The organism is Streptomyces sp. NRRL F-525, assembly GCF_000716605.1.
In the GTDB taxonomy this organism is placed as follows: domain Bacteria; phylum Actinomycetota; class Actinomycetes; order Streptomycetales; family Streptomycetaceae; genus Streptomyces.
In genome coordinates, this window is the sequence record NZ_JNXE01000047.1 from 1 (window position 1) to 14,500 (window position 14,500).

General features: G+C 71.2%; 11 protein-coding genes. 10 read left to right on the forward strand and 1 reads right to left on the reverse strand.

The features are described from left to right. The first annotated feature begins 388 nt into the window (after positions 1-388). The 4 genes from OO69_RS42480 (at position 389) to OO69_RS50895 (ending at position 2,380) form a co-directional block, all read left to right on the forward strand. Positions 389-1,189: a type II secretion system F family protein gene (locus OO69_RS42480; protein ID WP_033286330.1), complete on the forward strand. Its 801-nt coding sequence runs from the start codon at positions 389-391 to the stop codon at positions 1,187-1,189. 84 nt (positions 1,190-1,273) lie between these two features. Next, a complete protein-coding gene (locus tag OO69_RS42485; RefSeq protein ID WP_033286331.1) occupies positions 1,274-1,513 on the forward strand; it encodes a DUF4244 domain-containing protein in 240 nt (79 codons plus the stop codon). Continuing rightward, the gene (locus OO69_RS42490) at positions 1,500-1,877 is read left to right on the forward strand and encodes a TadE family type IV pilus minor pilin (protein ID WP_199811140.1); all 378 of its coding nucleotides are present in this window, start codon (positions 1,500-1,502) and stop codon (positions 1,875-1,877) included. Before OO69_RS42485 ends, OO69_RS42490 begins: the two co-directional genes overlap by 14 nt. 71 nt (positions 1,878-1,948) lie before the next feature. Then, on the forward strand, positions 1,949-2,380 hold the full coding sequence (locus OO69_RS50895; RefSeq protein ID WP_078652824.1) for an Rv3654c family TadE-like protein: 432 nt from the start codon (positions 1,949-1,951) through the stop codon (positions 2,378-2,380). Positions 2,381-2,550: 170 nt separating this feature from the next. Here the strand turns inward: OO69_RS50895 and OO69_RS42495 are convergent, their stop codons facing one another. Beyond that, on the reverse strand, positions 2,551-5,082 hold the full coding sequence (locus OO69_RS42495; RefSeq protein WP_234444675.1) for a DEAD/DEAH box helicase: 2,532 nt from the start codon (positions 5,080-5,082) through the stop codon (positions 2,551-2,553). Positions 5,083-5,162: 80 nt separating this feature from the next. On the opposite strand from OO69_RS42495, the gene bldG reads away from it, so the two are divergent. From bldG to OO69_RS42525, 6 genes are all read left to right on the forward strand, one after another. Then, positions 5,163-5,504: an anti-sigma factor antagonist BldG gene (gene bldG, locus OO69_RS42500; RefSeq protein WP_003975386.1), complete on the forward strand. Its 342-nt coding sequence runs from the start codon at positions 5,163-5,165 to the stop codon at positions 5,502-5,504. Between the two features lie 118 nt (positions 5,505-5,622). Next, complete coding sequence (locus OO69_RS42505; protein ID WP_033286332.1) at positions 5,623-6,060, forward strand: ATP-binding protein; 438 nt, start codon at positions 5,623-5,625, stop codon at positions 6,058-6,060. A gap of 289 nt (positions 6,061-6,349) precedes the next feature. Beyond that, entirely contained in the window at positions 6,350-8,758 is a 2,409-nt protein-coding gene (locus OO69_RS42510) for a sodium-translocating pyrophosphatase (RefSeq protein WP_033286333.1), read from the forward strand. Positions 8,759-8,953: 195 nt separating this feature from the next. Continuing rightward, the gene (locus OO69_RS42515; protein ID WP_078652818.1) at positions 8,954-9,550 is read left to right on the forward strand and encodes a small secreted protein; all 597 of its coding nucleotides are present in this window, start codon (positions 8,954-8,956) and stop codon (positions 9,548-9,550) included. A 153-nt stretch (positions 9,551-9,703) separates the two neighbouring features. Next, positions 9,704-11,224, forward strand: coding sequence for a N5-glutamine methyltransferase family protein (locus OO69_RS42520; RefSeq protein ID WP_033286335.1), 1,521 nt, complete (start codon positions 9,704-9,706; stop codon positions 11,222-11,224). 636 nt (positions 11,225-11,860) lie between these two features. Next, a complete protein-coding gene (locus OO69_RS42525) occupies positions 11,861-14,464 on the forward strand; it encodes a serine/threonine-protein kinase (protein WP_033286336.1) in 2,604 nt (867 codons plus the stop codon). The last annotated feature ends 36 nt before the right edge of the window (positions 14,465-14,500 follow it).

A 14,500-nucleotide genomic window follows, 5' to 3' on the forward strand; every position in this document is an offset into this window, starting at 1 on the left:
AGAGACAGGGGTGGGGCCGGGTTGGGGGTGGGTGGCTTCGATTGTGTGCGGGGTGCGGGTGCGTTGTGGCTGGTCGCGCAGTTCCCCGCGCCCCTAGGGGGTCGGGGTGGGTGGGGTGAGAGGGGGCGGGTGTGTGGGGCGTGCCCTCGCGGTGGAGCCGCATGTCGATACAGCCGCGGGCCCCTCGGGCATCGGAGTGCGGGTGTGCGGGGGCTGGGCGCGTCCGCGTGGCGGGGTCGCATATCGATACAGCCGTGCGCCCCCAAGGGCATCAAGGCGGGCGAAGTGCCGGGGATCGCCTGGTCGTTGCGGGGCTTGAAGGGGGCAGTGTGGGCGTGGAAGTGGGAGTTGGTCGGAGTCGGAGTCGGAGTCGGTGGGAGGAGGCGGCGTGAGTGTGGAAGTTGTCCACAGGCTGGGGGTTGTTTTGGGGGCGGTGTTGGTCGTGGGGTGGCTGGACGGGGTGCGGTGTGAGCGGAGGGCGCGGCGACGGTTGGCCGGGCTGCTGCTTCGGGAAGTCCGGGGAGTTCGGGACGCTCGCGACGTGGCTTCTGCCGGGCGGTGGTTCGAGGTTCGGGACCTTGCGCGGAGGTGGTTGCCCGCGGTCGGTGTGGTGGGCGCCGGGTGGGTGTTGGTCGGTGGGGTCGTCGGGGTTGTTGTGGGTGCTGTCGTCGCCGTCGGGCTGTGGCAGTGGCGGCGTCGGCAGGTGGCCGGCGACACCGTCGCCGAGCGCGATGCCGCCACCGCGGCCCGCCAGCTCCCCCTCGCCGCCGATCTGCTGGCCGCCTGCATCGCCGCCGGGGCCTCGCCGGTGATCGCCTCCCAGGCCGTGGGAGAGGCCCTCTCGGGGCCCTTGGGGGAACGGCTGGCGCGTGCGGCGGCGGAGGTGCGGCTCGGTGGTGAACCGGCCGATGCCTGGCGGAGGTTGGCCGCGCTTCCGGGCGCCGGCCCGCTGGCCCGGTTGCTCGAACGGGCCGATGAGTCGGGGCTCCCCGCCGCCGGGCCGGTCGCACGGCTCGCGGCGGGGGCCCGCGCCGACTGGACCCGCACCACGACGGCACGGGCCCGGCGGGCGGCCGTTCTGATCACCGCGCCGGTGGGGCTGTGTTTCCTGCCCGCGTTCATCGCGGTGGGCGTACTGCCCGTGGTGATCGGGCTCGCGGGCGGGGCGGCGGGAGGGGGTGGTGGCTGACGGGAGGAGCGCAGTGGTGACGGACGTATGACGAACGACGGCTCAGCAGGCAAGTGAACTGACAGGAACCTCACGGGGGTTGAGATGTACAAGGCGATGCAGGCGATGCAGGTGGTAGCGGTACGTGCTGTGCGAGCGGTGCGGGTACGGGCATGGATGGGGGCCTCGGCGCGCGGGGATGCCGGGATGGCCACCGCCGAGTACGCGATGGGGCTGGTCGCGGCGGTGGCGTTCGCGGTGGTGCTCTACAAGGTGGTGACCAGCGGGGCGGTCAGCGCGGAGTTGCAGAGCATCGTGAAGCGGGCCCTCGATGCGCAGGTGTGAACGGCGGGGCGGGGACCGGGGGTTCGTGACGGCGGAGGCGGCCGTGGTCCTGCCCGTGCTGGTGATGTTCGCGATGGCGCTGGTGTGGGGGCTGTTGGTGGTGGCCGCGCAGATCCAGTGCGTGGACGCGGCCCGCTCGGGCGCCCGGGCCGCGGCTCGGCAGGACCCGGCCGACGCGGTCGTCCAGGTGGTCCGGGACACGGCACCGCGCGGCGCGAAGGTCAGCGTTGCCCGGGAGGGCGACCAGGTCCACGTCGTCGTGGTCGCGAAACCGCCGGTGTTGAGCGGGCTGCCCTTCGAAGTGCGGGAGGAGGCCGTGGCGTTGGCGGAGGAGACGGTGGGCGAGGGGAGGGCGGGGCCGTGAGGTGTCGTATGCGGGCCCTGTGGGATGTGATCCCGGACCTGGGGCGCGTGATTCCGGCTCTGGGGCGGCGTATGGGATCCCGTCACTCGGACCGTGGGTCCGCCACCGTGTGGAGCCTCGGGGCGATGGCCGTGATGTGTGTCGTGTTCGGGGTCGTGCTGGCCCTGGGGCAGGCCGTGGTGGCCCGGCACCGTGCGGCCGGCGGTGCGGATCTCGCGGCACTCGCGGCGGCCGATCACTGGGCGGAGGGCGGTACGGGGGCCTGTGCCCGGGCGGAGCGGGTGGCTCGGGCGCAGGGGACGCGGCTCGTGCGGTGCGCGGTCGTGGGCGAGACGTCGGACGTGACGGCGTCGGCGGGCCGGGGGCCGTTCGCGGCGGCGGTCAGGTCACGGGCGGGACCTGCGGGACCGGTACCGCCACCGGCGTCCGCGCCGCGCCCTGGAACACCGCCGTCCGCGCCGCCTCCCGAGGCCCCAGTGCCGGCCCCGCCACCGGCACCCTGAGCCGCCGACCGGAGCCCGCACGGTTCCTTGGAGCACCGGTGCCGTGTCGCCCCCTGCGGCACCGGTACTCCGCCCCTCCACCGGTCCCCTCGCCGGGACCCGTAGCCGTAGACCTGGCTGCCCGCCAATGTCGTAGCCGCGCCGCATCTCACCGATGCAGGGCCCGCCCGTTAAACCCCGCCCACCTTCTCCCCGGCCACCCCTCCGACATCCCCCGGTACCCCTCCCACACCCCCCGGCACCTCTCGCACATCCTCCGGAGCTCCCCGCAGCAGTTCCGTCAGCAACCGCACAGCTCCCCGCTTGTGCAACGGCTCGTTGCCGTTGCCGCACTTGGGGGACTGGATGCAGGACGGGCAGCCGGCGTCGCATTCGCAGGAGGCGATGGCCTGGAGGGTGGCGGTGAGCCAGGCGCGGGCGGTGTGGAAGGCGCGTTCCGCGAAGCCCGCGCCGCCCGGGTGGCCGTCGTAGACGAAGACCGTGGGGAGCAGGGTGTCGGGGTGCAGGGGGACGGAGACGCCGCCGATGTCCCAGCGGTCGCAGGTGGCGAAGAGGGGGAGCATGCCGATCGAGGCGTGTTCGGCGGCGTGGAGGGCGCCGCCGAGGATCTCGGGGTTGATGCGGGCGGCGTCGAGTTGGTCCTCCGTGACCGTCCACCAGACGGCGCGGGTGCGGAGGGTGCGAGGAGGGAGGTCGAGTTTTGATTCGCCCAGGACCTCGCCGGTGATGACACGTCGACGGAGGAAGGAGACGACCTGGTTGGTGACTTCGACGGAGCCGTAGCACAACCGGCCCTGGCCCCAAGGGACTTCGATGTCCGTCTCCAGGACGGAGATCGCCGTGGTGTCGCGGGCGACCGTCGAGTAGGGGGGACTTGCTTCCTCGACCAGGGCCACCGAGTCCTCCAGGTCCAGGGTGCGGACCAGGTATGTGCGGCCCTGGTGGAGGTGGACCGCGCCCTCGTGGACGGACGCGTGGGAGGCGGCCTCGTCGACCGTGCCCAGGAGGCGGCCGGTGCCGTTCTCGACGACCTGGACCGGCCGTCCGCCTCCGCCGCGGATGTCGGTGAGGTCGGCGGCCCGTTCGCGGCGCGTCCAGTGCCAGGCTTTCGCCCGGCGGCGGAGTAGTTTCGCCGACTCCAGCTGCGGGAGCAGGTCCGCTGTCGCCGGGCCGAAGAGGGTCAAGTCCTCTTCGGTGAGCGGGAGTTCGGCCGCTGCCGCGCACAAGTGGGGGGCCAGGACGTACGGGTTGTCCGGGTCCAGGACCGTGGACTCGACCGGCTGGTCGAAGAGGGCCTCCGGGTGGTGGACGAGGAACGTGTCCAGGGGGTCGTCGCGGGCCACCAGGATGGCGAGCGCTCCCCGGCCGGAGCGTCCGGCGCGGCCCGCCTGTTGCCAGAGGGAGGCGCGGGTGCCGGGGTAGCCGGCGATCAGGACGGCGTCCAACCCGGAGACGTCGATGCCGAGTTCGAGGGCGGTGGTGGCGGCGAGGCCGAGCAACTCGCCGGAGTGGAGGGCGCGTTCGAGGGCGCGGCGTTCCTCGGGGAGGTAGCCGCCGCGGTAGGCGGCGACCCGGCGGGACAGCGAGCGGTCGACCTCGGCGAGGCGCTCCTGGGCGATCAGCGCGATCAGTTCGGCGCCGCGCCGGGACCGTACGAAGGCCACCGAGCGGACGCCCTGGACGGCGAGGTCGGTGAGGAGGTCGGCGGTCTCGGCGGTGGCCGTGCGGCGAACGGGTGCGCCCTTCTCGCCGTGGAGTTCGGTGAGTGGGGGTTCCCAGAGGGCGAACACCAGTTCACCGCGAGGGGAGGCGTCGTCGGCGACCTCGACCACCGGGAGGCCGGTGAGGCGGCGGGCGGCGACCGACGGCTCGGCGGCGGTGGCGGAGGCGAGGAGGAAGACGGGGGAGGAGCCGTAGCGGGCGCAGAGGCGGCGCAGACGGCGCAGGACCTGGGCGACGTGGGAGCCGAAGACGCCCCGGTAGGTGTGGCACTCGTCGATGACGACGTACTTCAGGGATTTCAGGAAGGAGGACCAGCGCGGGTGCGAGGGCAATATGCCGCGGTGGAGCATGTCGGGGTTGGTCAGGACGTAGTTGGCGTACTGGCGTACCCACTCGCGCTCTTCGAACGGAGTGTCGCCGTCGTACACGGCCGGGCGAACGGCATTGCCCAGCGGTTGTGAAAGTTCCTTCACGGAGCGGAGTTGGTCCGCTGCCAGGGCTTTTGTGGGCGCCAGATAGAGCGCGGTGGTGCCGCGGCCGTTCGGCGCCTCGGAGCCGTCGAGGAGCGCGGAGAGGACCGGTACCAGATAAGCCAGCGACTTGCCCGAGGCGGTGCCTGTGGCAACGATCACTGACTCGCCGTCGAGGGCGTGCTCGGCGGCCTGTGCCTGGTGGGCCCAGGGGTGTTCGATACCGGCTTCCTGGACGGTGGCGATCACCTCGGAGCGAATCCGGTCAGGCCAGACGGCATGGCGGCCCGCACGTGGGGGCAAGTGCTCCGTATGAGTGATGCGCGAAGCCCGGCTCGGTCCGGACGCGAGCCGGTCCAGAACCGTGCCCGGCGAGAGCCCGGACACCGGGTTCGCCGAGGGTCGATCGGATCGCTGATTCTTGGCCATCGGCACCGAGTGTGTCACTGGCGTGACGGACAATGGAGCCAAGGCGTCGTGCACGCCCTGCGGTAAGTGATTGAATGCCATCGCGGCTGGCGAACCGTCCTGGGGGCTCTGCCGAGGTGTCCCATGGGATGACCGCTCGATAGCAAGGTGCTGGAGGATCCGTGGACCTGTCCCTGTCGACCCGTACCGTCGGCGATCGTACGGTCGTCGAGGTCGGTGGCGAAATCGACGTATATACCGCGCCCAAGTTGCGCGAACAGCTGGTCGAGCTGGTGAACGACGGGAGTTTCCACCTCGTCGTGGACATGGAGGGAGTCGACTTCCTCGACTCCACCGGGCTCGGTGTGCTGGTCGGCGGCCTGAAGCGGGTGCGTGCCCACGAGGGCTCGCTGCGCCTGGTCTGCAACCAGGAGCGCATTCTGAAGATCTTCCGTATCACCGGCCTCACCAAGGTGTTCCCGATTCACACCTCGGTCGAGGAAGCGGTGGCGGCCACCGACTGACCGACCGTTCCGGGAGCGGCGTGTGACCGCTCCCCGATCGGCCGTATAGACGACCGGTGGACCGGGCTTTCGGCGGCCCGGCCCTCCGACAGCACGCCCGTAGTCCCGAGGGGGATGCATGGCCACCGTTGAACTCCGCTTCAGCGCGCTGCCCGAGCACGTCAGGACCGCCCGACTGGTGGCGGCAGCGGTGGCGCGCAGGGCCGGAGTGGACGAGGCCGTACTCGACGAGGTCAGACTCGCCGTAGGTGAGGCCTGCACCCGTGCCGTCGGGCTGCACCAGAGCAGTGGGATCACCGCCCCGGTGAAGGTGCTGCTGATCGAGGAGGAGAAGCAGTTCTCCATCGAGGTCGGCGACGAGGCACCACGCTCGGCTCCCGGCGACAAGGCGCCCGGGTCCCTGGGCGACGATCCGGACGCGGAGACCGAGGAGGACGAGATGGGTCTCGCTGTCATCAGCGGGCTCGTCGACGACGTCGAGGTCACCGCGGGAGAGCACGGCGGATCGATCCGTATGACCTGGCCGACGACCCCGCCGGCCACGACGCTTTCCTGAAAGAACGCCGCACACCACAGCCGAAGGGCCCTGCTGAGCAGGGCCCTTCGGCATTTCCGGGAGAGTACCGCGAGCGTGATTTCTCCGCGCGGTGGAATTCGTGAATCAATTCACGATCAGTGCCCGATCAATGCTCTGATCGGCGCCCCGATGATTTGATCAAGCGCCAATGCTTTTAAGGCATTACTATGCGAAGGCCAATTCCGTTTGCCGCGCTCTGTTTTGATCAGGTTCCGGTACCTACAATCCGTCCACATCTTGAGCTCAGCACAGGCGTCAAGGAGGACGAATGGCGGGGCTTTCTACCCCTCAGCAGTTTGACCACCCCACAACCCTCGCAGCCGCGGTTCTGACCGACGACAACCGCATCCTCGTGATGGTGATCGGCCTCGTGGCGCTGGCGGCGCTGGTGGTCGCGGGCATTCTGGTCCGCGAGGTCCTCGCGGCCGGCGAGGGCACCGACAGCATGAAGAAGATCGCGGCAGCGGTCCAGGAGGGCGCGAACGCCTATCTGGGACGGCAGTTGCGCACGGTCGGCGTATTCGCCGTGATCGTTTTCTTCCTGCTTCTGCTGCTACCCGCGGACGACTGGAATCAGCGCGCCGGACGGTCGATCTTCTTCCTGATCGGTGCGGTGTTCTCGGCCACCACCGGCTATATCGGCATGTGGCTCGCCGTACGCAGTAATGTCCGTGTCGCCGCGGCGGCCCGGGAAGCGACCCCGGCGGAGGGTGAGCCGGAAAAGGATCTCACCGCCGTCTCGCACAAAGCAATGAAGATCGCTTTCCGCACGGGCGGCGTCGTCGGCATGTTCACGGTGGGGCTCGGTCTGCTGGGCGCCTCGTGCGTGGTGCTGGTGTACGCGGCCGACGCGCCCAAGGTGCTGGAGGGATTCGGCCTCGGTGCCGCCCTCATCGCCATGTTCATGCGTGTCGGCGGCGGCATCTTCACCAAGGCCGCCGACGTCGGCGCCGACCTGGTCGGCAAGGTCGAGAAGGGCATCCCGGAGGACGACCCGCGCAACGCCGCGACCATCGCCGACAACGTGGGCGACAACGTCGGCGACTGCGCGGGCATGGCGGCCGACCTCTTCGAGTCGTACGCCGTGACACTGGTCGCCGCGCTGATCCTCGGCAAGGCGGCCTTCGGCGACTCCGGGCTCGCCTTCCCGCTGCTCGTGCCGGCGATCGGTGTGATCACCGCCATGATCGGCATCTTCGCGGTGGCGCCACGCCGGACCGACCGCAGCGGCATGTCCGCGATCAACCGGGGGTTCTTCATCTCCGCGGTGATCTCGCTCGTGCTGGTGGCGGTCGCGGTCTTCGTGTACCTGCCGTCGAAGTACTCCGACCTCGACGGCGTCACCGACGCGGCGATCAAGGCCAAGGACGGCGATCCGCGGATCCTCGCGCTCGTCGCCGTGGCCATCGGCATCGTGCTCGCCGCGCTGATCCAGCAGCTGACCGGCTACTTCACGGAGACCAACCGCCGTCCCGTGATGGACATCGGCAAGACCTCGCTCACCGGCCCGGCCACCGTCATCCTCGCCGGGATCTCGCTGGGCCTCGAATCGGCCGTCTACACCGCCCTGTTGATCGGTCTCGCGGTCTACGGCGCGTTCTTGCTCGGCGGCGCCTCGATCATGCTGGCGCTGTTCGCGGTGGCGCTGGCCGGTACCGGTCTGCTCACCACGGTCGGCGTGATCGTCGCCATGGACACCTTCGGGCCGGTCTCCGACAACGCGCAGGGCATCGCCGAGATGTCCGGCGACGTCGAGGGCGCGGGCGCGCAGGTGCTCACCAACCTGGACGCGGTGGGCAACACCACCAAGGCAATCACGAAGGGCATCGCCATCGCCACCGCCGTCCTGGCGGCGTCGGCGCTCTTCGGGTCGTACCGGGACGCGATCCTGACCGCCGCCAACGACGTCGGCGAGAAGGTCTCGGGACCGGGCGCGCCACTCAACCTGATGATGGACATCTCCCAGCCCAACAACCTGGTCGGGCTCATCGTCGGCGCCGCGGTCGTCTTCCTCTTCTCGGGGCTGGCGATCAACGCCGTCTCGCGGTCCGCGGGGGCCGTGGTCTACGAGGTGCGGCGGCAGTTCCGCGAGCACCCCGGGATCATGGACTACACCGAGACACCGGAGTACGGCCGCGTCGTCGACATCTGCACCAAGGACGCGCTGCGGGAGCTGGCCACGCCCGGTCTGCTCGCCGTGCTCACGCCGATCGCCGTCGGGTTCACGCTCGGCGTCGGCGCGCTCGGCTCGTTCCTCGCGGGTGCGATCGGCACCGGCACGCTGATGGCGGTCTTCCTCGCGAACTCGGGCGGTGCCTGGGACAACGCGAAGAAACTCGTCGAGGACGGCAACCACGGCGGCAAGGGCAGCGAGGCCCATGCCGCCACGGTGATCGGCGACACGGTCGGCGACCCGTTCAAGGACACCGCCGGCCCGGCCATCAACCCGCTGCTGAAGGTGATGAACCTCGTCGCGCTGCTCATCGCGCCCGCGGTCATCAAGTTCAGCTACGGCGACGACAAGAACACCGGGGTGCGGATCGCGATCGCGGTCCTCGCGTTCCTCGTGATCGCCGTCTCGGTGTACATCTCCAAGCGGCGCGGGATCGCCGTGGGGGACGACGGTGACGACGCCGACCGGTCGGCCAAGTCGGCGGATCCGGCGGTCGTTTCGTAGCCGGTTCTACGACGTCCTGCTCAACGGGCGGGCGGGTGGCGCGAGTTGGAGGCGCCGCCCGCCCGTTCTGTCTGTGTTCAGACCTCCGCCGTGAGCCTTCTCTCGCTTGGTGCAAATGGCTTCAAAAGTTCTCCTATCGGACCTTAGGCCCGGAGGTGTGACCCGTCCGCCGTGTATGTTCCGGGGCCGAGAGCCATGGAAGGGACCAATCCGGTGAACAAGAAGCTCGCGGCCGCACTGTCCGGCGGTGCGGTACTGGTACTGGCGCTGTCGGGATGCGGCGGCGGTGGCGACGACAGCGACGCCAAGCTGGACGCCTGGGCCAAGCAGGTCTGCGTCGCGGTGCAGCCGCAGGCGAAGAAGATCGCGGACGCCAACACGGCGATCCAGAAGGAGACCTCGGACAACAGCACCCCGGAAGAGGTCCAGAAGACCGACTCGCAGGCCTTCCAGGACATGTCCGACGCCTACAAGGCGATCGGTGCCGCCGTGAACACCGCCGGGGCACCGGACGTCGACAACGGCGCGAAGAAGCAGCAGGACGCGGTCAAGGAGCTCAACGGCATCTCCACGTCGTACGCCACCCTGAAGGGGCAGGTGGACGCTCTCAACACCAAGGACCAGGCGAAGTTCGCCGACGGCCTCAAGGGCATCGCGACCTCGCTGGACAAGCTCAGTACGAGCGGGAACGACGCCCTGAAGACCCTCGAAGAGGGCGATGTCGGCAAGGCGATGACCAAGCAGGAGGCGTGCAAGACGGCGACTCCGGTGGCTTCGTCGTCGGCGGCCTGATCCCGTCCGGGGAATTACGTCCCCTGTAGGCAGCGATCTTTCAGTTGCTGAAAGATGCCCCGGTACGCGTGCGTGCCGGGGCCTTCGCCTGTGCGGGAGGCCGCGTAGGTCGGCGCCGGGCGCGGTGTCGGTGGGAGCGGCCACAATGGGGGTGTGAGTAACTCCACCCTGTCCACCCTGCCCGCATCCGACCGCCCGGAGGTCGCCGCCCGGCTCCGGGACGCCCTGCTCGGCGCCGCCTTCACCGCCGACGGACTGCTCGAACTGCTCGGCGCCCCCGCGTACGCGGCGCTGGCCCGCAGCGAGACCGTGCCGGCCCTCCGGGCGACCAGAGGCGACACCCCGCTGGAGACGTTGGTCCGGCTGTTCCTGCTCCAGCAGCCCGTGCCGCACGCACGCGTGGCGGACGTCCTGCCCGTCGCCGCGTGCGTCGAGAGCGGCTGGCTGGTGTCCGTGGGCACCGATGAGGTCGCCGCGACCGTGGACGTACGGCCGTACGGGGGGCCCGACGGCGAGGACTGGTTCATCGTGTCCGACCTGGGGTGCGCGGTCGGCGGGGCCGGAGGGATCGGCAGCCGGGAGGAAGGCGTCGTCCTCGGGGTGGGCGGCGCGTCCACCACGCTCGCGGGGATCACCGTACGGACGCCGGTCTCCGCCGCGCTCGACCTCGGCACCGGGTCCGGCATCCAGGCGCTGCACGCGGCCCGGCACGCCACGCGCGTGACGGCCACCGACCTCAACCCCCGTGCCCTGCACATCACCGCGCTCACCCTCGCGCTGTCCGGAGCACCGGCCGCCGACCTCCGCGAGGGCTCGCTCTTCGAGCCGGTCCGGGACGACGAGACGTACGAACTCATCGTGTCCAACCCGCCGTTCGTGATCTCGCCGGGCGCCCGGCTGACGTACCGCGACGGTGGCATGGGCGGGGACGATCTGTGCCGGTCGCTCGTTCAGCAGGCGGGGGATCGGCTGCGCGAGGGCGGATTCGCGCAGTTCCTCGCCAACTGGCAGCACGTGGAGGGGGAGGACTGGCAGGACCGGCTGCGCTCCTGGGTGCCGCGCGGGTGCGACGCCTGGATCGTGCAGCGCGAGGTCCAGGACGTCACGCAGTACGCCGAGTTGTGGCTCAGGGACGCGGGCGACCACCAGGGCGACACGGCCGCGTACGAGGCGCTCTACGACGCGTGGCTCGACGAGTTCGAGGCGCGCAAGGTCAAGGCCGTGGGCTTCGGCTGGATCACCCTCCGCCGGACGGGGTCCGACACGCCCTCGATCACCGTCGAGGAGTGGCCGCACCCGGTCGAGCAGCCGCTCGGGGACGCCGTGCGGGAGCACTTCGACCGCGTCGACTATCTGCGCGCCCACGACGACGCGGCCCTGCTCGCCGCCCGCTTCAGGCTCGCCCCCGAGATCATCCAGGAACAGGTCGGGCTGCCCGGCGCCGAGGATCCCGAGCACGTCGTACTGCGCCAGCACCGCGGCATGCGCCGCGCGACCAAGGTCGACACGGTCGGCGCGGGCTTCGCGGGCGTCTGCGACGGCACGTTGAGCGCGGGGCGCATCCTGGACGCCATCGCCCAACTCGTGGGCGAGGACCCGGTTCTGCTGCGTGACCGGACGCCGGCGCAGATCCGGTTGCTGGTGGAGCAGGGGTTCTTGGAGCCGGTGGGGTGATGGGTGCCGGCGGCTGATCGGTGCGGGTGACGATTGGTTGCGGGCGGGTGACTGGCGCGGGCGACGATCGGTTGTGGGCGGCTGACTCGCGCGGGGTGGTGGGCGGTTGGGGGTGGCTGGCCGTTTTCCGGGGCCGGAGCGGGTCTTTTGCCCTCGGCCGACTGGCCGTTCCTGGGCGGGAGTTAGCCGTGGTTGGGCGGTTGTTCTCGGGCGGGGGTTGGCCTCGGTCGGCCGGTTCTTTTCGAGTGAGGGTCGGCCTTGGTCGGGCGGTTGCTCCCGGTCGGCGCCTTCGTCCGCCGACCGGCTGCGCGCGGCGGCCGATCGCGACTCGGCCGCCGGTCTCTCGCGCCGTCGGCCGTTTCCTACGGCCGGACCGACCAGCGCGCCGCCGAGTGGCCGCCGCGTCTGCCGACGACGCCGTATCCGTCGACCGCCCTGCCGTACGGCGCCCCAGCCCCTCGCCGCCCCTGTCACGCCTGAGGCCTCCCCGTACCGCTGAGCCGCGTGTGTCCGTATCCGGCGAGATCGTTCGGATCGGTGCGGAAAAGCCCTCTTGTCAGTGGCGGGTGCGAGGCTAGTTTCAGAGACAGGTTCTACGCGTCCTCGGGGGAGGCGCGCCGTCTCGGGGGAGGCGTGATGGCCGGGGATACGCCGGAACAGGGCGAGGGCAGCGTCGTCGACGGGCGCTACCGGCTGCTGCGCATGCTCGACGCGCGCGGCCTGGGGCGCGTATGGCTCGCGTACGACGAGGAGTTGGCCCGCGAGGTCGCCGTCAAGGAGATCTCGCTGCCGGATGCGTCAGGGGATGGCGGGGAGCGTGCGCAGCGCATCGCGTGGGTGCGCGGCGAGGTGCGACACGCGGCCCGGTTACGCGGCCATCCACATGTGGTGACCGTGCACGACGTGGTGATGTACGGGGGGCTGCCCTGGGTGGTCATGGAGTACGTCCCTGACGGCGTCGACCTCCAGGCGGTCCTGGGGCGTTCGGGCCCCCTTCCACCCGCCCGGGTGGCCCGCATCGGGCTCGCCGTCCTCGACGCGCTCACCGCCGGGCACCGCATCGGCATCCTGCACCGGGATGTGAAACCGGCCAACATCCTTCTGGCGCCGGACGCTTCGGGCGATCCGTACGCGCGCGTGCTGCTCACCGGCTACGGCATCGCCTTCCAGCCCGAGACCCACGAACCCCGGCTCACCGCCACCGGTTACCTCGCCCCGGAGCGGGCCCGCGGCGAACCGCCCACCCCGGCCGCGGACTTGTTCTCCCTGGGCGCCACGCTGTACGCCGCCGTCGAGGGTCACGGCCCCTTCGACCGCCACGACGACTTCGCGACCCTCACGGCTCTGCTGGGCGAGGAGCCGACGCCGGCTGTCCGTGCGGGTGAACTGGCGCCGGTACTCCAGGGGTTACTGGTCAAGAACCCGGCGTTGAGGTCGACGCCGGAGGCTGCGGCGCGGGGGCTGGAGCGGGTGGGGCGGCGGGTCGGTGCGGCGCCGGGGGGCGTGTCGGTGCCGGACGGGGTCGGGCGGGGGCGGGGTGACTTGGGCCGGATGCCGGGCGGTTTCGGACCGCCGCCGGAAGGCTTTGGACCGGCATCGGATGGGTTCGGACAGGCACCGGACGGGTTCGGTTTGGCACCGGTCGGCTTTGAACCGGCACCCGACGGGTTCGGCTCGGCACCGGACGGACTCGGACCGGCCCCGGGCGGTCGGCCCACGGCTGAGCAGTTGCCGGGGGCTGTCGCCGACGGTCCGCACGGCAGTGTCGGGAGTGGCCCGCCCGGCTACGTCGGGAGTGGCCCACCCGGCTACGTCGGGAGCGGTCCGCCCGGACACGCAGAAGGTGATCCGCCCGGACACCTCGCGAGCAGACCTCGGGGTCAAGTCCCGGGCGGGCAGCCCGGATACGCCGTGGGCGGCCCCTACGTGGGCGGTCCCTACGCCCCGCAGACTCCGGGAGGGCTCGGGGCCACCCGTCAGGACCCGGCGTCCTACAGCGACCGGGCCGCGGCTGCCCTCGGGGGCTTCACGCCGGGAGGCCGGCCCACTCCGGGGACACCGGAGGCCTTCGGGTCGCCGGAGGCTCCGATCGCCCCGAACACACCCGGCACCCCACCGACCCCCAACACACCGGACACCCCACCGGTCCCCAACACACCGAACACCCCGGCGGGCGCCGAGTCGCCGTACTCCCCACAGGCGCAGGCCGGTTCGCCCGGCGGCGGGTCGTACGGTCGATGGAACCCGTACGCGAACAGCCCCACGGCGTCCTACCAGGGCGGCGCGCCGACGCGCCCCTACGCGGGCGGCCAGGGCCCGACGTACACCCGCGACCCGGGGCCGGTTGGCGGCGGCCGACGGCGGAGGCCCGTCGGAGGGGTCCTCGCCCTTGTTGTCGCCGTCGTGCTGGTGGTCGCCGGTGGGGTCTGGGCGCTGACCTCGTCGAGCGGTGGTGGCAAGGACACCGCGGCGACGAAGAAGGCACCCCCGTCCGCGTCGTCGTCGACCGGTTCCGCCTATCCGTACGGCGAGGACGTAGAGCTCAAGAAGGCGTTGCGGACCGGGGATTGTGTGCACGCGGTGTGGACCGGGGCGGCGTTCGCGTCGCGGCCCGGTCTGAGGGTCGTGAGCTGTGCGCACGGCGTTCCGGACGGGCAGGTGATGGCCGTCGACGCGGCGAGGGACTTCGCCGACGCGCGGGACCACGGGGGCGAGCGGTGCGCCGGGAAGGTGGGAAAGACGGCCGGCTCCCTGGCCGACGCCGGCGTCTACGGTCTCACTCCCACCGAGGCCGGCTTCAAGGCCGCGGGGGGCGGTACCGCGTGTCTCGTGCTCGGTCGGCATGTGCCGGTCGGCGGGGCGATAGGGCGCTTCCGGAGCATCGGGTCGAACGTGTGGACCACCGAGATGAGCCTCGGCGACTGCTGGTTGTACGTCGACCACAAGACGTACTTCACCGCGAACCTGACCGACTGCGCCGATCCGCACACCGACCAGGTGATCGGTTTCGCGACCGCCCCGAAAACGATGGCGTTCGAGGAGGCGCTGAAGCAGGGGAACAAGCTGTGCGGCGACAGGTTCGAGTCGACTTGGGCGCCCGGTGCGGGCCGTTCCGTCTTCGGGTATCTGTCCGACGAGAGCAACTGGAAGGCCGGTTTCGACTCGGTCGTGTGCACCGTGGGCCGGGCCGACCGGTCCCGGACGAGCGGGGCGATATCGTCCTCCGGCTCGACCGCCTGAGCGCTGTCCGCCGCGAGTTCACCCGGGGTTGGCCTG

Bases quoted from the DNA above. Each gene is read 5' to 3' on its own strand.
- OO69_RS42510 (WP_033286333.1), top strand. From the start codon at position 6,350: ATGGCGGGGCTTTCTACCCCTCAGCAGTTTGACCACCCCACAACCCTC.
- OO69_RS42525 (WP_033286336.1), top strand. From the start codon at position 11,861: ATGGCCGGGGATACGCCGGAACAGGGCGAGGGCAGCGTCGTCGACGGG.
- OO69_RS42505 (WP_033286332.1), top strand. From the start codon at position 5,623: ATGGCCACCGTTGAACTCCGCTTCAGCGCGCTGCCCGAGCACGTCAGG.
- OO69_RS42485 (WP_033286331.1), top strand. From the start codon at position 1,274: ATGTACAAGGCGATGCAGGCGATGCAGGTGGTAGCGGTACGTGCTGTG.
- OO69_RS42490 (WP_199811140.1), top strand. From the start codon at position 1,500: ATGCGCAGGTGTGAACGGCGGGGCGGGGACCGGGGGTTCGTGACGGCG.
- OO69_RS42495 (WP_234444675.1), bottom strand. From the start codon at position 5,082: ATGGCATTCAATCACTTACCGCAGGGCGTGCACGACGCCTTGGCTCCA.
- OO69_RS42515 (WP_078652818.1), top strand. From the start codon at position 8,954: ATGGAAGGGACCAATCCGGTGAACAAGAAGCTCGCGGCCGCACTGTCC.
- OO69_RS50895 (WP_078652824.1), top strand. From the start codon at position 1,949: ATGGGATCCCGTCACTCGGACCGTGGGTCCGCCACCGTGTGGAGCCTC.